Source organism: Pseudenhygromyxa sp. WMMC2535, assembly GCF_011083025.2.
The window spans coordinates 4,385,702-4,406,278 of sequence record NZ_JABJWV010000001.1 but is presented as its reverse complement, the minus strand read 5'-3'; the positions used below and the strand labels follow the sequence as shown (position 1 = coordinate 4,406,278).

Below are 20,577 nucleotides of genomic sequence, written 5' to 3'. Positions count from 1 at the left end.
ATGCCTTCGCGCCGAGTCATCGCGTCCCCCCTGGCCCTGAGCGCGGTCCTGCTGCTGACCCCGTCCATCGGCTGCAAGACCAAGAACACCAACGTCAGCGTCGCCGATCCCAACGCGCAGCAAGATGACGCGCGCGCCCGCCCCGGCCAGGAGGGCGAGGGGCAGCCCGTGCAGCGCCCCCCCGTGGAGATGCTCCAGACCTCGGGCAGCCTCAGCGGCCTCGGCGACATCCTCGACGGCGCCAGCCAGCTGATGAACATCTGGTCGCCGCCCGACCCGGGCATGCCGGCGATCAACCTGACCGACCTGGTCTCCGTCAGCCTGATCCAGGCAGGCTTCGCCCCGGGCTTCTTCGAGAGCCTGGACCTCGGCGGAGTGCACGCCTTCGAGTTCGCCTTCCCCCACGAGGGCCAGCCCCACGCGACCGACGCGGACATCGACGCCGCCTTGAGCATCGCCGCCATCGACCCGACCCGGATGATCGAGAGCCTGCCCTCCGAGGCCCAGCCCCAGCCCGTCGGCCAGGGCCTGTGGCAGCTGGTCGAGGACGACGTCGAGGTGTTCTTCCGCACCCAGAGCGCGTCGATCGAGCTGGCGACGAGCATGGAGAGCCTCGGCCGCGCGAGCAGCCTGCCCGCCAAGGCGCCCGCCCAGCCGCGCTTCAACCTCCGCGTCTCCAACCTGCCCACGGGTGACATCGACATCAGCGATCTGATCCCCCTCTACGGCGCGCCCGGCCAGGCCCTGAGCAGCGTGATCAACGAGCTCGAGGCCGTCGAGCTGCACGCCGACTTTGGCACGGACCGCGCGCTCACGGCCGTGGCCATCGCCGACGCCCCCTTCGAGCGCCTGGGCCTCGACCCCATCGGACCCGCCGCGCAGGCCGAGAGCGCGCTGGCCAAGACCCTGCCCCCCGACGCCATGGGCGTGTGGCTGATGCCCTGGGGCGACCCGGCCCTGCTCCACAAGATGCTCGACAACCTCCCCGTCGACCAGGTGCCCGCGCCCTTCGACGCCTACGCCAGCCAGCTCCTCGCCGGCGTGCACAAGTCCCTCGACGCGATCACCAAGGAGATCCTGGTCGCGCCCTACCTCGACGACAAGGGTCAGATGACCGTGGTCTTCGCCGCCGAGGTCGAGGACGAGGCCCAGGCCCAGGCCGCGCTGCGCGAGGTGTTTGGCGCCGCGCAAAAGACCATCGAGGGCCACATCGCCCTGGTCGGCTCGAACCCCGACTACAAGTACTCGGTCGCCTTCAAGCAGGGCGGCTCCAAGGCCGGCAAGTTCAAGGGCGACCTGTTCACGGTCACCGTGCCCAAGAGCATGCACGACGACGTCGACGAGATCAGCTGGTTCATCGGCCAAAAGCCCAAGCTCGAGGTCTCGGTGATCGTCGCCGAGGGCAAGCTCTTCGTGGCCATGGGCGCCGGCCAAAAGCGCTTCTTGTCGACCCTCGGCCGGCGCCTGACCAAGGCCTCGGACGCCGGGCTCGAGTCGGGCGGCGGCCTCGCCCTCGCCCGCGCGCTGACCGGCGGCTGCCAGCTCTGCGCCGCCCTCGACCCCGCCGAGCTCGCCGAGCTCGCGCTCACCGTCGTCGCCACCTCCCCCGATAGCTCCGAGCCCGAGCGCAAGGCCGCCAAGAGCTCCCTGGCCAAGCTGCGCAAGCTCGACCTCGAGGGTGAGGCCGCCATGTCCCTGCGCTTCGACGCCAAGCGCGGCAGCGTCGGCGTCGGCGTGCCCGAGCAGCTGCTCTTCATCGACCCCGCCAAGGCCACGACGATCCGCGAGCTCTTCGAGGCCATCGACGCGGCCGACACCCAGGTCGCCAGCGCCAAGTAGCGCGATCCCTTTCGCGCCCCTTCGCAAAAAGACGCGGCTGGCGAGTGACTCGCCCGCCGCGTTTTTCGTATCTTGGAGCCGTGGCCGACGCGCTCCCGCAGATCGATCTCGCCGCCATCGAGGCCGGCGGCGAGCCCTCGGCCCGGGCCCTCGCCGAGCTGCGCCGCGCCTGCGAGCACACCGGCTTCTTCTATGTCGTCGCGCACGGCGTCCCGCAGCGCTCGCTCGACGCCCTCGAGCGCGCCAGCCGGGCCTTCTTCGGCCTGCCCGAGGCGCGCAAGCTCGAGATCGCCATGGCCCGCGGCGGCCGGGCCTGGCGCGGCTACTTCCCCGTCGGCGCCGAGCTGACCTCGGGGCGCCCGGACATCAAAGAGGGGCTCTACTTTGGCGCCGAGCTCGGCCCCGACGATCCCCGGGTCCGCGCTGGCCTGCCCATGCACGGGGCCAACCTCTTCCCCGCCGAGCCGCCCGCGCTGCGCCCCGCCGTGCTCGACTACCTCGAGCGCATGACCGCCCTCGGCCACCGGCTGATGGCCGCCATCGCCCGCAGCCTCGCGCTCCCGGCCGACTACTTTCGGGCGCGCTACACCGCCGACCCGCTGATCTTGTTTCGGATCTTCCACTACCCGGCGATGGACGCAGGGACCCACGCCGCTGGCTCGTGGAGCGTGGGCGAGCACACCGACTACGGCCTGCTGACGATCCTCGCCCAGGACGAGGCCGGCGGCCTGGAGGTGCGCAGCGGCGGGCGCTGGATCTGCGCGCCGCCGGTCCCCGGCGCCTTCGTGTGCAACATCGGCGACATGCTCGACCGCGTGACCGGGGGCCGCTACCGCTCGACCCCGCACCGCGTCCGCTACCTCGCAGATCCAGACTCGGACGCGAGCGCCGACGCCACCGGTCGCGGGCGCGGTCGCCTGTCCTTCCCCTTCTTCTTCGATCCCGGCTTCGACGCCCACGTCCACGCCATCGACGAGCGCCCCCGCGTCGACGTCGAGGTCGACCGCGCCGACCGCTGGGATCGCGCCAGCGTCCACGAGCTCCAGGGCAGCTACGGCGACTACCTGCTGGCCAAGGTCGCCAAGGTCTTCCCCCAGCTGCGCGTCGAGGTCGAGCGCGAGTGCGAGTCGCAGGGCTGATCTTGGCGGCCGGCGAGGGCCGGCGCATGGGCGGCCCCAAGGCCCTCGTCCAGTTGGCCGGCCGCAGCTTCCTCGACCACGGCCTGGCCCTGCTGGCTGCCGGCGGGTGCCAGCCGCTGCTCGTGGTCGAGGGCGCCCACGCCCTGCGCGAGCGCGTCGGCCCGCGCCCGGATGTCCGCTGGGTCCACAACCCCGACTGGCCGCGCGGCCCACTCTCGAGCCTCCAGGCCGGCCTGCGCGCGGCCCTGGAGCAGGCGGCCGCCGATGGGCCGGGGCTCGACGGCCTCGACGGCCTCCTGGTTCACCACGTCGAGCGCCCACGCGTGCGCCCACAGAGCGTCCAGAAGCTGCTCGCGGCCTTCGCCGGCGAACCCCAGGCCTGCTGGCAGCCGAGCTGCGCCGGCCGCTCGGGCCACCCCCTCGTGCTCCCGCGAGCGGCCTTCACGGACCTGCTCGCCCTCGACCCGGCCACGGCGAGCTTGCGCGATCTCCTGCGCTCCTCCGCCTGGGCGCCCCGGCGGCGCAAGCTCGCCCTCGACGACCCGGGCGTGCTCGAGAACCTCGACCGCCCCGAGGACCTCGAGGGCCTCGCCTGACGGCCGGGTCTGTGTCATCACTTCGCCATGGTGGCGGATGAGCAGCTCATCAAGGGGCCGGGCGCCCTGAGCACGCGCAACTGGTTCGAGGCCCGCTTTGGCGAGGGCGTATTCACCGAGTTCGCCCGCGAGCTCGACCCGAGCTGGCCCGACCGCGTCCTCCCCGGGGAGTGGTACCCGATCCGCCCCTTCATCCACACCCTGCGCCGGGGGGCCGAGCGCCTCGGCGACACCAACCTCGAGGAGCTCACGGCCACGATCTCGATCGAGACCGCCAAGCAGGATCTGACCACGGTCTACCGCGCCTTCTTGTGGGTCAGCAGCCCACGCATGTTCCTGCGCTTCGTGCCCAGGGTCTGGGGCAGCTACGCCAACTTCGGCACCCTCGAGGACGTGAGCAGCGAGGCCGGCCGCTACACCCTGCGGATCACCGAGGTCCCCGAGGATCTGGTCAGCTGGGTGTGCGGTGCCTGGCGCGGCTTCATGCCCGCGGCCCTCGAGCTCGCGGGCGCCAAGGACACGCAGATCGAGATCCTCGACCGTCGCCCCGCGGCCAGCGGCCAGGGCTGGGAGATCAGCTACGAGGCCCGCTACAACTGAGGCGGATCCGGATCGATGCCCGCCTCTCGCAGCTCCTGGCGCCAGCGCCCCGAGCTCGTCAAGCGGCTGCGACCCATGCGGCGCTCCAGCACCAGGTAGCGCTCGAAGAGCTGCTCGCGCACGGGGTCCTCGCTGTGCTCGAAGTACCAGTCGTCGAGCACCTGAGACTGCACCATGACGTAGCTGCGCCCGTGCTCGGGGAGCTCGCGCAGGAACTGGTCGATCACGTCCTCGGCGTCGGTGAAGCGCGCCTTGGGGTAGCTCTCGCGGATCCCCTGCATCAGCGCGCGGTCGTAGCGGAGGATCGACCAGTGAAAGCCGCGGTGGCCAAAGCGGATCTGCGCGTGGGGCTGTAGCCAGCCAGGGTGAGCGTTGCCGCGCTGAAAGTGCACGCCCCGCGCGTCGAGGTACGAGCGCGACGCCCACTTGTCGTGACCCGGGCGCCCGCGCCTCCCGGTCTCCTGGTTGGCGACGAAGCTGTCCGTGAGCCCGAGGCGATCGATCAGCGGCAGGCCCGAGTGGTAGCCGATCAGCCCGATCGCCGACGTCGCGATGATCGGCTCGGGCAGCGCGGGGTCGTGCCTGGCCAGCGCCTGGCGCATGCGCCCGAGGTAGCGCCCGTCGCGGTAGTTGACGCCGCGGACACGCAGCGGCTCCCAGGTGGTGATCCGGTAGAAGTTGGCCTCGTTGGCGATGAACCACCGGACCTCGCGGTCTTCGTGCATGGGCACGGTCACGCTCGTCGCGGCGAGCAGGCCGGCGATCGCCAGGCCGGCGAGGCCCAGGGGCGCGCGCGTGCCCTCGGGCAGGCGCGTGCGCGACCGGGTCAGCTCGTGCACGAGCTGCTCACCGGACAGCAAGATCAGCGGCAGCAGCGACATATAAAAGCGGCCGAACATGAAGTCGCCGCCGATCTTCAGCACGTAGAACTCGTAGCCGAGCACCGCCGGGATCGCTAAGGCCGCGAAGCGTCGACCCGGGGTGTTGCTCGGCCGGCGGACCAGCCACAGCGCGGGCACGGCCAGCAGCACCAGCCAGATCTGGCTGGAGAGGTGGAAGCTCAGGGCGTAGATCAGGCCCTGGGCGTAGTAGCTGAGGTAGGCCGACTTGGCGTAGTAGGTGTTGGGCAGGAGCTCGCCGTAGTAGCTGAGCTTCCAGGCCGCGTGCAGCAGCCACAGGCAAAAGGGCAAGGCGTAGCCGACCATCGGCCGCAGACCCTGGCGCCAGATCCCCGCGAGCCCCTCGCTGCGCCCGCGCCAGGCCGGCACGACCCAGATCGCAAACACCACCGCCGAGCCCACGGCGTAGAAGATCGCGTGGTCCGGGCGAGTCAGCGTGGCCAGGATCCAGCACAGCCCGGCCAGCGACCACTGCACCCAGTCCTTGCTCGGCTGGCGCTCCCCCCCAGCCACGGGGCCCGGCGCACGGATCAGCGCGAGCACCCCGAGGTTGACCAACAAGCTGGCGAAGCCGGTCTCGAGCCCGCTGGTCGCGTAGTCGACGAAGGTCGGCTGGATCGCCAGGAGCAGCACGGTGATCGGCAGGCTCAGGCCGCGGGGGTCTCGCGGCGGCGCGATCTTCAGGCTGATCCGCCAGATCACCAGCAGGTTGCTCGCGTAGGCGACGAGCGCCATGACCACGGCGATCACGGGCGCCTGGAGATCCGTGACCCGGATCAGCCCGGCGATCATCACGGTCCACAAAAAATTGCTGTAGCCCTCGACCCGCTCGCCGGCGTTCCAGACCAGCCCGCGACCGTGGGCCAGGTTGTCGGCGTAGCGCAGCGAGATGTAGGCGTCGTCGAAGCAGCTCGCGACCTCGATGGCCCCGTCGACGGCGTAGGCGACCACGGCCAGGACCATGGCCAGCCGCAGCCAGCGCTCACCCGCCCAGATCTTGGGCCGGCGAGCGACCAGCGCGTTCCACAGCGTCCCCAGGAACACGGTGCCGAGCAGGGCCACGAGCATCCACGGCAGCTGCTCGCCCATGCCCTCTCGGTAGCTGGCGAGGACTTGTTCGAAGTACCCCGCCTGCGGCTCCGGAAGCTCCACACCCAAGGGTGTACCGAGCATGCCGCGCATCGATCATCTCGGCGCGCGACTCTTCGGCTTTTTGTGGGACACGCGGTGGCGAGGCGGCCGGCGGCCGGCCGGCCCGCTCAACACAGCGCGCGATAGAGGTAAGGCAGCGAGACATCGAGGCGATGGCTGACCCCCGAGTGGCCGCCATCGAACTCTTGATAGACGTGGGCGACCTCGGCCTCGACGAGCTTGCGGACCAGCGCCCGCGTGCCGAAGTGGATGAAGTACTCGTCGCGCGAGCCACAGTCCAGGTAGAGCCCGGCGAGCGAGCGCATCCCCGCCACGCTCTCGCGGCGCGAGGCGAGCTCGAGGGGATCGTGTGCCAGCCAGCGGGCCCAGCGGGCCTCGTCGCGGGCGCAGGTCGCCGGATCCACCGGCAAGCGGATGCCCAGCGGCGCGCCCTCCTCCGGGGCGTAGCTCGCGGCCATGGCCAACATCATCAAGGTGTTGAAGTGCCGCCCGGGGATCTTGCCGCCGGCCCACAGCTTGTCGAGGAAGAGCTGCGGGTCGCCCTCGAAGCCGGCCAGGGTGGTGAGCACCCCGGGGAGCTCGCGACCATAGAGCAGCTCGAAGCCGACGTCGCCGCTGTGCGAGGCCACGGCGCCCCAGCGCTCGCCGTGCTTCATGGCGTGGATCAACGCGGCGTAGCCACCGCTGGAGTGGCCGAACACCGCCCGGTGCTCGGGCCCCGGCTTGACGTGGAAGCGGGCCTCGAGCGCGGGGATCAGCTCGTCGAGGACGAAGCCCTCCCAGCGCCCGAACACCGGGGTGTCGATCCACTGGTTGCCACCGAGGCTGGTGAAGCCGTCGGGCAGAGCGAGGACCACCGGGCCCATCTCGCCCTCGGCGATCAGCCGGTCGATGCGCTGTGGCAACGACTCGCCGAAGCTCGTCCAGTTGAGCAGCTTGAGCCCGCTGCCCCCGAAGGCGGCCAGGCCGACGAAGAGCGGGACGCCCTCGTCGGCCTGATCGTCGTAGCCGGGGGGGAGATAGACCGCGCAGGTCCGCGTGGCCGGATCTCCCAGCTGGTTTTGGGCCAGCGCCTCGGACTCGATCTCGATCTCGACCAGGCGCCCACGCGGACGCGCGAAGTTGTGCCGGGGCATGGCGCGAGCGGCCGCTAATCCTCGGCGCCGAGGGCCTCGATCAGCTCGTCGAAGTCGAGCGGCTTCTCGAGGAAGCGGTTCACGAGCCCCGGGGTGATGAAGTTGCTGAGGTCGAACTGCGAGCTGCCCGAGAGCAGCATCCGCTCGCAGTCGGGGTACTTCTCGCGCACGCGCTCGAGCAGCCAGGCCCCGTTCTTGCCGTTCATGTTGAAGTCGACGAGGACCACGTCATAGACCGTCCCGTCCTCGGCGTTGGCTTTCTCCATGTGCTCGAGGGCAGCCTCGGCGCCCAGGGCGACGGTGACCTCCGCGTACTCTTGGATGAGCCGCCGAAGCGACTTGAGGACGTCGATGTCGTCGTCGACGATGAGAACTCGTTTCTGTCCGTCTTGATCCACCGTGAGTGCCTCTGATGGTTCTGCGATTGTACGGTAATCCGGGGCGGCTGCGCGGGGCGAGTTCGCCCCTTCACTCGGCCCGGCCCGCCGGGTGGCGCTGGGCGTCGCGCCCTCAGCCCTTGCCGAGGGCGACCTTCATGAGCAGCAGCGCCTCTCGGCCTGCGTTGGCGACGAGCTGGCTCTCCTCGGGCTCTCCCGAGACTGGCACCAACCCGCCCTCCCCCATGTGAAATTCCGAGTCCAGGCCGCGACCTTCGAGCTGCGAGAGGAACTCACGCTTGGTCAGGCGGAGATCCCCGCGGTAGTCGTAAACCCGCACGCGATCGATCTTCCCACGTGCGTCAACGCCGACGCCGACCTCGAGGGTCAGCACGCTACCGTCGAGGACCTTTGGTTTGGTCCTCGGATCAATGAAGATCGCCACGCCCAAAAACCGGCCCTCGCTGTCGTGGGCCACGTAGAACTCGGGGGTCTTGTCCTCGGGGTAGAGGGCGAAGCCCAGCTCGCGCTCGAGCACCGCCACCTCTTTATCCGAGTACTGATAACGCTTGATCCGCCACGCGTTGGGGTCCGCGTCGGGGAAGAGCTTCATCAGGTTGCGGTGCGTGATCTCCCAGCTGCCCCACTTGGCGAGGTGCGCCGCAGCCGGCGCGGGCGCCAGGGCGACCTGTGCCCCCAGGCCAGCGAGGGCCAGGGACGTGAGGAAGATGCGCAACCGGCTCTTGATGGGCATGGAGGGCTTCATCCGCTGGTCTCGCTGTCCGTTGAGCCAGTGTCGATGCTATCAGCTTCGTCGTCGCCACGACAAAGGTCGATGTCGACGAGGCCCTGCTTGCCCGGATCCAGGGCGTGAAACACGAACTGATAGACCTCGAGGTCGGTGATCCGCCCGGGCAGGACTCGACGCACACGCGGGCCAGGGCCCGCCATGCACGCGGCGATCGGTACGAAGGCCGCGCTGTCCGTGGGGTTCATGGTCAGCTCGGCGAACATCAGATAGCCCGGGTCCTCGTCACCCGAGGCCGAGATCGGCACCGCCGTGGCCGTGCCCCGGCTGCGCGCGCAGTCGAAGCTCAGCTGCTCGATGACCGCGCAGTCCGAGGTGTCCCAGCCCTCGGCGCAGGCCGTGCTGTTCTCGGCGATGGTCAGCTGGACCTCGAGGTCGAAGCGGATCCCGCTCTCGCTCTCGAAGCCGCAGCTGTCGGAGCGCAGGCCCTGGGGAAAGATGCGCTCGAGCTCGGCGTTCTCGATCTCCCAGTAGACCTCGACGATGCCCTCTTCGCTGGCGCACGCTCCGAGCGCGAGCGCGCCGACCACAAAAAATGGGGCGACCCGGGCAGGCGTCATCGGCCCGACGGTAGCACGTCGGCGGCGTCCCGACCGCGCTCGGCGTCGGGGCTCGCCGGCGCGGCGCTGCGAAACAGCCGATAAAAGAGCAGCGCCCCGGCGAACCACCCGCCCGCGATCCACACCGAGGGATCGCCTTGCTGGGCGAGCAGGACCAGCACGAGCACGCTCGACAAGGCATAGAGCGCCGGGGGCAGCGGGTAGAACCAGGTCTTGTAGGGACGGGGCAGGTCCGGCATCCGCCGGCGCAAGATGACGACCGCGAGCACCGTGAGCGTGCCGGTGATCAACATGGCGCTCGAGGTGTAGGCGATCAGCGTGTCGAGGCCGTCGCCGAAGATCACCAGGTCGAGGAAGAGCAGGGCCAAGGCGATGCCGCACTGCATCCACAGCGCGATCACCGGGGTCGCAAAGCGCGGGTGGAGCTCGCCGGCCGCCCGCGCGCAGTCGCCTTGCTTGCCCATGGCGAAGGCGATCCGCGAGCCCGTGAGCACCGAGCCGTTGAGCGAGCCGATCATCGCCAGGACGATCAGCCCGGTGACCACGGTGACGCCCACCGGCCCGAACATCGCCTGGGCCGCGGCCGTGCCCGCCTCGCCGACGCCGGCCAGGCCCTCGAGGGAGAACACGGCCAAGAAGCCCACGCAGAGCATCAGGTAGAGCCCGGTGACCGCCGCGGTCCCGCCGACCAGGGCCCGGGGCAGGTTGCGCGCCGGATCCTTGATCTCGCCGCCCACGTAGATCGCCGCGTTCCAGCCGGAGTAGGCGAAGTAGACCGGCAGGTAGGCCTGGGCCAGGGCGAGCGCCGTGGGCTCCTCGCCCGGCTCGACCGGAGCGATGCCCGGCGCCGCCTCGATCGCCCCCGCCGCGGGCTCGTAGTGCAGGAGCACGATCAAGCTGGTGATCAGCAGCACCGCCAGCGGCACCGAGGTGACGAGCACCTGGACCACGCCCGAGACCTTGACCCCGACGTGGTTGATGGCCGTCAAGGCGATGATGATCACCGCCGCCCACAGGTGTGAGGCTGGGATGCTCAAGCCACCGACAGCCAGCGGCTCGGCCATGCCTTCGCCGAGCAGCGTGGGCAGCTGGTACTTGGCGGTGGCCACCGCCACCGAGGCCAGCGAGCCGGGGAAGATCGCCAGCAGCTGCAGCCAGCCAGCCGCGAAGGCCACGCCGGGGCCCCAGGACTGGCGCAGGTAGGCGTAGTCGCCCCCGTCCCGGGGCATCATCGCCCCGAGCTCGGCCAGGCTCAGCGCGCCAAAGAGCGCCGCGAGGCCGCCGAGCAGCCACATGAGCATGAAGGGCAGCGAGCCGCTGACGTGGGCGGCGACCTCCGGCGGGCTGATGAAGATGCCGATGCCGAGCATCGAGCCGGCCACCAGCGCCAGCGCAGGGAGGGTCCCGAGCGTCCGAAATTGGCCGCTGGATCCGCCGTCCTGATGATCCTGGTGCACGGGCTCGCTCACGATCCGGCGCACCTTAGCCCAGCGAGGCCGATCTGTCGCCTTTGTCGCTGGCTCGCAGGGCTCGCGCGCTCGCCTCGCGCGCGCCCAGCGAGGGCGTCCCAGGGCCTCACCGCACCACCCTTGGGTGATCCCCCCCAATGGACCCCCGCAAAACCCCCCTTGTCGCTCCTGGAGCCGGTGGCCTGCGCCGTCGAAAGCGGCTAGTTTCGCGGCCGTGCGGCCCGAGCGTTCCATGCCCGTCGTTCATCGCGCCTCGACGACGCCGCGTCCGCGCCGAGGATTCCCGCGCAAGCTGCTCGTCGGCTTGCTGCCCGCGGTGCTCGTCCTCGCCAGCGGATCCGCGTCTACAGGCTGCGCCACGGGCCCCAGCCTGTCCGACGACTACGGCCAGACCGCGCGGCAAAACTACGAGCTCGCCGTCGCCAACTACACCGACCGCGACTGGGAAGACGCGATCACCTACGCGGACTTCGTGCGCATCCGCTTCCCCTTCTCGCGCTACGCCGTCGAGGCCGAGCTGCTCATCGCCCGGGCCGAGTACGAGCTCAAGAACTACGTCACGGCCCAGGACGCCTTTCGCCAGTTCATGCGCCTGCACCCCACGCACAAGCACGTGCGCAACGGCTGGGTGCCCTACATGGTCGCGGTCGCCGCCTACATGGCCTCGCCGAGCAGCGTGCCCTTCTTGCCGCCGCACTACCAGCGCGACCAGACCCTGCTGCGCGAGACCCTGGTCGAGCTCGACTACTTCTTCGATCACTTCGCGGGCTCCAAGCTCGAGCCCCTCGCCCGCGACCTCGAGGCCGAGGTCAAGCGTCGGCTGCTCGAGCACGAGCTCTACGTGGCCCGCTTCCACCTCGACCGCGACCGCCCCGAGGCCGCGATCATGCGCCTCGAGGCCGCCCACGACGTCTACCCGGGCATCGGCCTCGACGCCGAGGTGCTCTTCTCGCTGGGGATCACCTACCTGCGCATCGGCGAGATCGAGCTCGCCCGCGAGATCTTCACCGAGCTGCAGATGCAGCACCCCGAGCACCACCACGGGGCGCAGGCCAAGCTCTATCTCAAGTACATGCAGGATCGCTACGGGCCGCCGGATCCCAACCGGCCGCGACCCGAGCGCGCACTGCCCACGCCCGAGACCCCCGTCCAGGCCAAGCCCGACGAGTTCAAGGACTGGCGCTGGCGCAAGGAGCAGCGCCAGAAGAAGCGCGAGGGCGGCGAGTCGACCGAGGCCGAGCCCAAGACACCCAAGGGCAAGCGGCGGCAACCCAAGACCCCCGACGACGCCAGCGAGACGACCAGCCCGCCCGCCGAGGCAACGCCCGAGGCCGCGCCAGAAGCCACGCCGGAGCAAGATCCCGCGGCCGAGGGCTCCCCCGCAGGGGTATCTGGCGACGCCGCAGCCGAGAAGGCCGCCTCCGGCGACGCCGCGGCCGAGTTCTCCGGTGGCGCCGAGCCGCCCGAGACCGAAGCTCCGCCCGAGCCCGAAGAAGAGCCCGAGCCCGAGGAAGAGCCCGAGCCCGAGCCCGAGCCCAAGCCCGAGCCCGAGCCCGAGTAGCAGCCCAGCCCTGCCCCGTAGGCAGCCTCGGTCGCAGACCGAGACGCGCGGCTTCGCTCGGGCATCTGCCCCACCCGACGCGGGCCCTGCGAGGACACCCGCCTCTTGCCAGGGCACGGGCGTCTGCGCCATCAACCCGAGGCGGCGCTCACCACCCAAGACCAGTATGCTTGACCGACATGGTCGAGTCCTTCTCCTGGCTGCACCTGAGCGATCTCCACCAGGGTATGTGGAGCCAGGGGTGGCTGTGGCCCAACGTCCGCGAGGCCTTCTTCGACGACCTCGCCCGGCTCCACGATCGCTGCGGCCCCTGGGAGCTCGTGCTGTTCACCGGCGACCTGACCCAGCGCGGCTCGAAAGAAGAATTCGCCCGCTTCGACACGACCTTGGACGAGCTGTGGGAGAAGCTCGCCAGCCTCGGCTCGACGCCGGCGCTGCTCGCGGTGCCCGGCAACCACGACCTCGTCCGCCCGCCGCGGCTGCGCGCGGTCCATCGCCTGCTGGTCGAGTGGGAGACCAACCCCGAGGCTCACGACGAGCTGTGGAACGACCCCGAGTCGGAGTACCGCGAGGCCCTCGCCGAGATCTTCGCGCCCTACCAAGACTGGTGGTTGCGCCGCGCCGCGAGCCTGCCCGCGGACTGGCACTACCGCGAGGGCCTGCTCCCCGGCGACTGGTCGGTGGTCATCCCCTGCGGGCGCCGCAAGCTCGGCGTGCTCGGGCTCAACAGCAGCTACGTGCAGCTGACCGGTAGCGACTTCCTGGGCAAGCTGCACATCGACGTGCGCCAGTTTCACGGCGCCTGCGAGGGTGACGGACCGCGCTGGGCCCGGGACAACGACCTGTCCTTGCTGCTCACCCACCACGGCCCCGACTGGCTCGGACCGAGCGGGCTCTCGGCCCTGCGCGCGGAGATCGACGTGCCCCCGCGCTTCTTCGCCCACCTCCACGGGCACATGCACGAGCAGGCCCAGTACTCGGTCTCCGAGGGCGGCGCGGCCCTGCGGCGGCGCTGGCAAGCGCCCTCGCTCTTTGGCCTCGAGCAGGTTGGCGACGAGCTCGAGCGCGCCCACGGCTACACCGCCGGGCGCCTCGAGCTCGACGCCAACCTGGCCCGCTGTCGGCTGTGGCCGCGCAGCGCCGTGCAGACCCACGCCGGCCCCTGGCGCCTCGGGGTCGACCGCGAGATCGTGCTCGAAGAAGACGGCGGCACCCGGGCCGAGCTGCTCGAGCTGCGCGCGCTCCCGGAGCGCCCGCCCGCCGCGTCGACATCGGGTCCGAGCCCGAGCGCGAGCAGCTCGGGGGCTCGACGCGCGACCAGCAGCGGGAGCTTCAGCGACCTTCAAAAACCCGGGCAGCGCTACGACGAGCGCTGGCACATCACCCACTCCGAAGAGGAGAATTGGGCCGTCGACAGCCTGCTCGAGGGGGTCCCCGTGGCCGTGTGCGCCCCGCTGCACTTTGGCAAGACATGGTTCCTCGAGCGGATCATGGCCCTGGTCCAGACCCGCGCCCCCGAGCTGTCCTTGGCCTACGTCGACCTCGACATCGCCGACCCCAGCTCGCTCGAGTCGATGCTCCGCGGCGTGGCCCGGCAGATCGCCGGCGCCGTCGGGGCCCCAGAGCTGACCTGGCCAGGGCGCGGCAGCCCCCAGGGCCGGCTGATCGAGGTGCTCGAGACGCAGATCCGCCCGGCCGTCGCGGACGGCATGGTCCTGACCTTGGACCTGCCCGACAGCATGTGGGCCTTCCCCGAGCGCGACGGCTTCTTTCGGGTCATGCGCGTGCTCTCGGGTCAGGGCAACCCCGAGCGCTGGCGATGGTTGCGGATCTTGCTGGCCTTCTCCATGGCCCCGGCGCTCTACATCGACAGCGTGGCCCAGTCGCCCTGGAACGTGCCCGAGGTCCGGCTCGAGGAATTCTCCCGCGGCCAGATCCTCGACCTCGCCCAACGCCACGGCGTGCAGCTCGACGACGCCGACCTCGAGCGCATGCTCTCGACCGTCGGCGGCCACCCCTACATGGTCCGCCACGCCCTCTACGAGGTCGCGCGCAGCGGACGGAGCCTCGGCGAGGTCCTCGCCGACGACGAGATCGACTTTCACCTGCGCCGCCTCGAGCACCTGCTCGGCCGCGACATCGCGCTGTGCGAGTCGCTGTGTCAGCTGATCGCCGGTGAGCGCGTCGACCTGCGCCACCGCCAGCGCCTCGAGGCCGCGGGCATGATCCGCTGGGATCGCGACAGCCAGCGCTACCGCGCGCGCTTCCCCATCTACAACCGCCTGTTCGAGCGCCTGTGCCGATAGTCGGAGCCCAGCGCGGCCCTCGCTTTCAGCGCGGCGGGGCCATCGACGACGCCCGCGGCATCTACATCGAGCGCGAGGCCGACACCGCGCTGATCAACGCGCTCGAGGCCGGCGACTACTGCCTGGTGTTCGCGCCGCGTCAGGTCGGCAAGTCGAGCCTGCGGGTCCGCGCCGCCACGCGGCTGCGCGAGCAGGGCGTGCGCACGGCCTTCGTCGACCTCAGCGCCGTGGGAGCCGAGGCCCGGGCCGAGGACTGGTACTTCAGCGTCGCCCGGGAGATCGCCGCGTCCTTGGGCCTCGCCGGCGAGGTCACCGGCTTTTGGGACGAGCTCGGCGAGCGCGAGACCGCGGCCTTGCAGCTGCGCCGCTTCATGTCCGAGGTCGTGCTCGCTCGCGTCGACGGCCCGGTGGTGGTCTTCGTCGACGAGACCGACGTGACCTTGTCGCTGAGCTTCTCGCGCGACGACTTCTTCGCGGCGATCCGCGCGATGTTCAACCTCCGCGCAGAGGATCCGCAGTGGCGGCGGCTGAGCTTTTGCCTGCTCGGGGTCATGACCCGCGACGACCTCGTCGCCGACTGGGAGCGCACGCCCTTCAACATCGAGTGCAAGGAGATCCGCCTGCTCGACTTCAGCCGCGCCGAGCTCGACGGCTTCGCCCCGGGGCTGGACCTCGTCGAGGGCGACACGGCGACGATCCTCGACGCGGTCCACGGGTGGACCGCCGGGCACCCGGCCCTGAGCCAGCGCCTGCTGTGGGCGGCCGTCGACCGCGGGATCCAGCCCGGGCACGAGCAGGCCACGGTCGACGCCCTGGTCCACGAGCTCTTCCTCGATCGCGGGCGCGAGCTCGACCCGGTGCTCGGCGACACCGCTCGCCGCTTTGGCCGGCGCCGCCGCGACCCGCTGATCCCACGCATGCTCGAGATCTATCGCCACCTGCTCGCCGGCGAGCGCGTGCGCGCCGACGGCCGCGCGCTCGGGCCCGGCGGCCTCGAGATCCTCGCCCGGCTGCGCGTCGCCGGCCTCGTCGGCGAGGACGCGCGCGGCAACCTCACGGTGCGCAGCGAGATCGTCGCCCAGGTCTTCGACCGCACCTGGGCGCACAGCGTGGTCACGGATCGCCAGCTGACCGACGACCTGCGCCGCTGGCTCGACGGCGGGCGCAACCCCGCCGAGCTGCTCCACGGCCCGCGCCTCAACCGGGCGCTGCGCTGGATGGAGGGGCGCAGCGACGTGACCAACGACGAGCGCGACTTCGTGCTCGAGTCCGAGTCCGCCGAGCGCCACCGCCAGCGCAAGGCCCTGATCATCTCGGCGGCCGTCGGGGTCTTGCTGCTGATGCTGCTGATCGCCGGCGCGTGGCTGCTCTCTGTCACCCGCCAGGCCCGCGACGAGGCCCGCTGGCACCGGCTCATCGCCCTGAGCCAGCGCTGGCAGGTCGAGGGCCAGCGCCGCCTCGCGGAGCAGGCCCGGGAGAACGAGCGCGGCTACCAGGCCTCGCTCCTCGCCCAGATCGGCGGCCGCGAGCGCGAGGCCCTGTCCCTGGCCCTGACCGTCGGGAGCTGGCCGCAAGACGAGCGCCCGCGGGCGGCCGTCGCCCAGGGCCTCGTCGACGCCCTGAGCAGCTCCCACAGCCTGCGGACCATCGAGGACCCCCGCGGCCTGCCGACGCTGATGGCCCTCTCGCCGACCGGGGATCGCCTCGCCCTCGCCAGCTCCGCCGGCGAGGCGGGGGTCTGGGACGTGGCCTCTGGCGAGCCCCTGGTCGCCTTCGAACTCGACGACGAGAGACTCAACGCCCTGAGCTACTCGCCCACGGGCGACCGCCTCGCCCTCGCCACCCACGCCAAGATCGAGCTGCGTGACCCTCGCTCGGGCTCGCGCATCGGCGAGCCCATCCCCCTCGAGCAGGAGCTCCCCGAGATGGGCTTGGCCTTCTCGCCCGCGGGCGAGCTTCTGGCCACAGCGGCCGGGACCCTCATCCTCGCCGCGACCGGCGAGGCCCACGGGCGCCTGAGCGACCGCCGCCTCGGCGGCATCATGCTGCTGCGCTGGTCCGACGACGGCGAGGAGCTGATCACCGTCGACGACCGCCGCCAGGTCATGCGCTGGGATCGCAGCGGCGCGTACATCGGCACCCTCGACACCCTCGACAACATGGCCCTCGCCCTCGACGCCGCCGGCTCGCTCGTCGCGGCCTCCGTGGGCTCGGCGATCTGGCTGTGGGATCGCGAGTCGGGCGCGCCGCTGCGGGTGTTCGGGAGCTCCGAGGCGTCCTTCGGCGCGCTGCGCTTCTCTCCCGACGGCTCGCGCCTCGCCGGGGCCAACAGCGAGGGCAGCGCCCAGATCTGGGACCCCCGCACCGGCGACACCCTGGCCTACTTCGACAGCCGCGACGGCAACCTCCAGGCCCTGGCCTGGTCCCCCGACGGCCAGCTGATCGCCACCGGCGGCTTCGACCAGGCCGTGCGCCTGTGGAGCCCGAGCAGCACCGAGGCCGTCGCCGAATTCGAGACCTACCCGCGCTCCGCCCCGATGATCTACCAGCTCGCCTTCTCGGCCGACGGCCGCACCTTGGTCTCGACCTCGGAGGACGGACAGACCCAGCTGTGGGGGGTGCCCACCGGCCTCCCGACCACGCGCCTGGCCGGCCAGGAGCTGAGCGTGGCGAGCTTCGCCCCCGACGCCGAGCGGACCATCGTCGCCGGCGAGCGCCGGGCGATCCGGGTGTGGTCGAGCGCCGACGGCCAGCCCCTGCGCACCCTCGAAGAGAGCGCCTCGGTGATCAATGACGCGCTGGCCTGGTCCCCCGACGGCGAGCGCATCGCGGCCGCCGAGGGCCGCGCCATCGGGCTGTGGGAGGCGAGCTCCGGCCGGCGCCTGGCCATGCTCACGGAGCACCGCGCCGACGTCAATCAGCTGCGCTTCTCCCCCGACGGCCAGACCCTCGCCAGCGTCAGCGACGACGGGACCTTGCGGCTGTGGGACGCCAGCGCCGGCCGCCAGCTCGCGGCGGGCGAGGCCGGCGACCTCCCCCAGCTGAGCGTGCTGTGGCTCGACGGTCCCGGCGAGCTCGGCCTGGCCAGCGCGGGTGAGGACGGCCTGCTCCACTTGTGGTCCGCGGCCGGCGTCCACGTCGAGGCGCGCTCGGGCCACAGCGCCGCGATCCGGACCCTGGCCAGGCCCACGGGCGAGGACGCCCTGGCCGCGCTCACCCGGGGCAACATCCTCGCCAGCGCCAGCGACGACGCCAGCGTCCGGATCTGGAACCTCGAGGGCGACGACGACCCGCGCCTCCTCCAAGACCCGCGCCTCGACACGGTCTTCGCGATGTGCTTCGCCGGCCAGCACCTGGTCACCGCGGGGACCTCCGACGTGCTGTGGTGGGCCTACGATCCGCTCTCGATGGTCGACCAGGACCCCCTGCCGATCACCGAGCACCGCGACGACATCACCGGCCTGTCCTGCTCGCCCACGGGCGACCTGATCGCCAGCGCCGACAGTGACGGCGCGGTCGAGCTGTGGGCCGTCGACGGCGCCGAGCCCCAGCGCTACGTCAGCTTTCAGGATCGCGCGGAGATCCGCCAGCTGCTCTTCTCCCCCGACGGCGCCCAGCTGCTCACCGTCTCCAGCGAGGGCAGCGCGAGCACCTGGGACACACGCCACCAGGTCTGGGTCCAGCGCGGCTGCGAGCTGCTCTTGGACTCCGACGAGGACGAGGGCCTCGACGCGGCCAGCCGCGCGCTGTGCCTCGAGCAGTCGCCCGCGCCCTGATCTTCGACCTGATCCCCGACCTGATCCCTCGCCCTGGGGTATACAATCGCGTCCGAGCGCGTATGGAGCCCGAGACCCGAGTGCATTTCAACGTCGGTCGCGAGCACTACCTCGCCGGAGAGTACGAGCGCGCCGAGCCCCACCTGCTGGCCGTCGTCGCCCGTCACCAGGGCTTCGCCGACGTCCACAACATGCTCGGCGTCAGCCTCCAGCAGCTCGGGCGGCCCAAGGAGGCCATCGAGCACTTCGAGCGCGCCGTGGCCCTCAACCCCAACTACACCGAGGCCGCCCTCAACCTCTCGGTCTGCTACAACGAGATCGGCCGCTACGAGGACGCCAAGCAGGTCTACGAGCGCGCCGCCAACCGCGAGAGCAGGGGCAAGGCCGTCGACAACCTCGACGGCTACGTGCGGGGCAAGCTCGCCAACCTCCACCTCGACCTCGGCCTCGCCTACCAGAGCGTGAGCATGCACGAGGCCGCCATCGAGCAGCTCCGCCAGGCCCTCGAGCTGTGCCCGACCTTCGTCGACATCCGCACCAAGCTCGGCATCATCTTGCGCGACGCCGGCCACGTCGACGCCGCCATCGACGAGCTCGAGGCCGTGCTCGAGGCCAAGCCCGACTACATCCAGGCGAGGATCCACCTCGGCGTGACCTACTGGGCCGCGGGCCGACGCGACGAGGCCAGGACCCAGTGGGACGAGGTCCGTATCCGCGATCCCCAAAATCGCAGCGTGCGGGTCTATCTGCGCATGGCCACCGCGAGCTGAGCGCTGCTCTGCGCTCGTTTGTACAATTCAAACCATAGATAGCGCGAAGCCTACACGGCGCTCGTGTATTCATGGGTATTCATGCGGAAGGCTAGCCATTGATCCAAAAAAACTGGATGAACATCAGGAGTAACGTCGCCCTCGCTTGCCTCGCCCTCGCCTGCCTCCACGGCTGTGAACAAGGCCAGGGCGACGACGGTGATGAAGGGAGCACAGAGGCCGACACCGACACCGATACGGACACCGATACGGAGTCGGAGTCGGAGACCGAAGCCGACTCTACGGAGACGGAGTCCGAGTCGGAGATCGGCTCGGAGACCGAGACCGAGTCAGAGACCGAGACCGAGACCGAATCAGAGACAGAGACCGAATCCGAATCAGAGACAGAGACCGAATCCGAATCAGAGACAGAGACCGAGACAGACACAGAGACCGAGACCAGCGAGGCGATCTGCGGCGACGGGGTCGTCGACGAGGGCGAGGCCTGCGACCTCGGCGAGGACAACGCCGACGACGCGGCCTGCACCACCACCTGCGCCGAGGCAATCTGCGGCGACGGGCTCGTGTGGGCGGGCGTCGAGGACTGCGATCCCGGCGAGGGTGAAGGCGAAGGCGAGTGCACCGACACCTGCACCTGGGCCGAGGCCCCCGGCTGCGCCTGGGACTCCCCCGACCTCGAGTTTCCGCTCTTGGTGTTCTCTGGAGAGGCGGTCTACGGCGAGATCACCTTCGACGGGAACTGCGATCTCGTCGTCACCGGCGGCGAGGAAGACCCCGACATCCACCGCGTCTCGCAGCTCGACGGGAGCGTGACGACGACCCCCATCGGCCAGCAGATCGTCGCCATGACCAGCGTCAGCTACCGCGAGAGCGACGACCTCGTCTACTTCTTCGTCAACGATGAGGACTATATCGACGGCGAGGTCGTCAACACCGACGGCATCTACACACTCGACACGGACAACCAGATCGAGCTGCGCAGCTACGTCGACTCGCCCATCTTCAGCCTGGCCGTCGCCCCCGAGGGCTTCGGCGAGTTCGGCGATCAGCTGATCGCCAGCACCTACTTGCCCAGTCAGATCGTGGCCATCGACGTCGAGAGCCTCACGACCACGGTCGTCGCCGAGCTCGACAGCACGCTCCTCGGCCTCGTCTTCGACCCCGAGGGCACCCTCTACGGCGTCGACTGGAGCGCGGGGGAGATCGTGACCGTCGACCCTGGGGGCACCATCACCACGCTGACGAGCGGCCTCACCCAGCCCATCGGGCTCGCCATCCACCCCGACGGGAGCCAGCTCTTCGTCGCGCACCAGGCCGACGGTGGTCGCATCGACCCGGTCTCGCTCCCCGACGGTGTGCTCACGCCCGGCACGGTCCCTCAAAACGCTGGTTATTCGCCCTGGGGCCTGGTCGTCGACGCCGACGGCAACGTGTTCTCCGAGGTCTATGACCCAGACGCCAACGGCGCGGTGATCGAGCGCTACGCGTTTTGAAGCCAGGCAGGGCGCGGTGAGCCGAAGCGGCCTCGAGCCGCTCGCCAGGATCCGCGCTAGTGTGCGCAGCAGAGGACTTGAAGGGTCCCAGGCGCC

15 protein-coding genes are annotated in these 20,577 nt (G+C 70.7%); 9 read left to right on the top strand and 6 right to left on the bottom strand.

All coding sequences use genetic code 11. The features are described from left to right. From G6O69_RS17370 to G6O69_RS17355, 4 genes are all read left to right on the top strand, one after another. Positions 1–1,839: a hypothetical protein gene (locus G6O69_RS17370; RefSeq protein ID WP_172304616.1), complete on the top strand. Its 1,839-nt coding sequence runs from the start codon at positions 1–3 to the stop codon at positions 1,837–1,839. Positions 1,840–1,919: 80 nt separating this feature from the next. After that, positions 1,920–2,978: an isopenicillin N synthase family oxygenase gene (locus G6O69_RS42225; RefSeq protein WP_172304615.1), complete on the top strand. Its 1,059-nt coding sequence runs from the start codon at positions 1,920–1,922 to the stop codon at positions 2,976–2,978. Then, a complete protein-coding gene (locus G6O69_RS17360) occupies positions 2,960–3,574 on the top strand; it encodes a nucleotidyltransferase family protein (RefSeq protein WP_172304614.1) in 615 nt (204 codons plus the stop codon). The genes G6O69_RS42225 and G6O69_RS17360 overlap by 19 nt, the downstream gene beginning before the upstream one ends. A gap of 27 nt (positions 3,575–3,601) precedes the next feature. Next, positions 3,602–4,174 carry a hypothetical protein gene (locus G6O69_RS17355; RefSeq protein ID WP_172304613.1) on the top strand — a complete coding sequence of 191 codons (573 nt, stop codon included), beginning with the start codon at positions 3,602–3,604 and terminating at the stop codon, positions 4,172–4,174. On the opposite strand, the gene G6O69_RS17350 is transcribed toward G6O69_RS17355, so the two are convergent. From G6O69_RS17350 to G6O69_RS17325, 6 genes are all read right to left on the bottom strand, one after another. Continuing rightward, complete coding sequence (locus G6O69_RS17350; RefSeq protein ID WP_176396907.1) at positions 4,165–6,246, bottom strand: hypothetical protein; 2,082 nt, start codon at positions 6,244–6,246, stop codon at positions 4,165–4,167. The genes G6O69_RS17355 and G6O69_RS17350 overlap by 10 nt on opposite strands. A gap of 86 nt (positions 6,247–6,332) precedes the next feature. Continuing rightward, positions 6,333–7,361, bottom strand: a complete 1,029-nt coding sequence (locus G6O69_RS17345) for an alpha/beta hydrolase-fold protein (protein ID WP_172304611.1) — start codon at positions 7,359–7,361, stop codon at positions 6,333–6,335. A gap of 14 nt (positions 7,362–7,375) precedes the next feature. After that, positions 7,376–7,759, bottom strand: coding sequence for a response regulator (locus tag G6O69_RS17340; RefSeq protein ID WP_172304610.1), 384 nt, complete (start codon positions 7,757–7,759; stop codon positions 7,376–7,378). A 112-nt stretch (positions 7,760–7,871) separates the two neighbouring features. Beyond that, the gene (locus G6O69_RS17335; protein ID WP_172304609.1) at positions 7,872–8,492 is read right to left on the bottom strand and encodes a hypothetical protein; all 621 of its coding nucleotides are present in this window, start codon (positions 8,490–8,492) and stop codon (positions 7,872–7,874) included. An 8-nt stretch (positions 8,493–8,500) separates the two neighbouring features. Continuing rightward, positions 8,501–9,106, bottom strand: a complete 606-nt coding sequence (locus G6O69_RS17330; RefSeq protein ID WP_172304608.1) for a hypothetical protein — start codon at positions 9,104–9,106, stop codon at positions 8,501–8,503. Continuing rightward, a complete protein-coding gene (locus G6O69_RS17325; RefSeq protein WP_172304607.1) occupies positions 9,103–10,575 on the bottom strand; it encodes an amino acid permease in 1,473 nt (490 codons plus the stop codon). The genes G6O69_RS17330 and G6O69_RS17325 overlap by 4 nt, the downstream gene beginning before the upstream one ends. Positions 10,576–10,789: 214 nt before the next feature. Here G6O69_RS17325 and bamD point away from each other — a divergent pair, with 214 nt between their 5' ends. The 5 genes from bamD to G6O69_RS17300 all read left to right on the top strand — a co-directional run bounded on the left by bamD (position 10,790) and on the right by G6O69_RS17300 (position 20,481). Then, positions 10,790–12,136, top strand: coding sequence for an outer membrane protein assembly factor BamD (gene bamD, locus G6O69_RS17320; protein ID WP_176396906.1), 1,347 nt, complete (start codon positions 10,790–10,792; stop codon positions 12,134–12,136). Between the two features lie 179 nt (positions 12,137–12,315). Further along, positions 12,316–14,442, top strand: coding sequence for an AAA-like domain-containing protein (locus tag G6O69_RS17315; RefSeq protein WP_172304606.1), 2,127 nt, complete (start codon positions 12,316–12,318; stop codon positions 14,440–14,442). Then, complete coding sequence (locus tag G6O69_RS41600) at positions 14,433–18,218, top strand: AAA-like domain-containing protein (RefSeq protein WP_172304605.1); 3,786 nt, start codon at positions 14,433–14,435, stop codon at positions 18,216–18,218. The genes G6O69_RS17315 and G6O69_RS41600 overlap by 10 nt, the downstream gene beginning before the upstream one ends. A gap of 62 nt (positions 18,219–18,280) precedes the next feature. Then, positions 18,281–18,988, top strand: a complete 708-nt coding sequence (locus G6O69_RS17305) for a tetratricopeptide repeat protein (protein ID WP_176396905.1) — start codon at positions 18,281–18,283, stop codon at positions 18,986–18,988. A 116-nt stretch (positions 18,989–19,104) separates the two neighbouring features. Further along, complete coding sequence (locus G6O69_RS17300; protein WP_176396904.1) at positions 19,105–20,481, top strand: hypothetical protein; 1,377 nt, start codon at positions 19,105–19,107, stop codon at positions 20,479–20,481. The last annotated feature ends 96 nt before the right edge of the window (positions 20,482–20,577 follow it).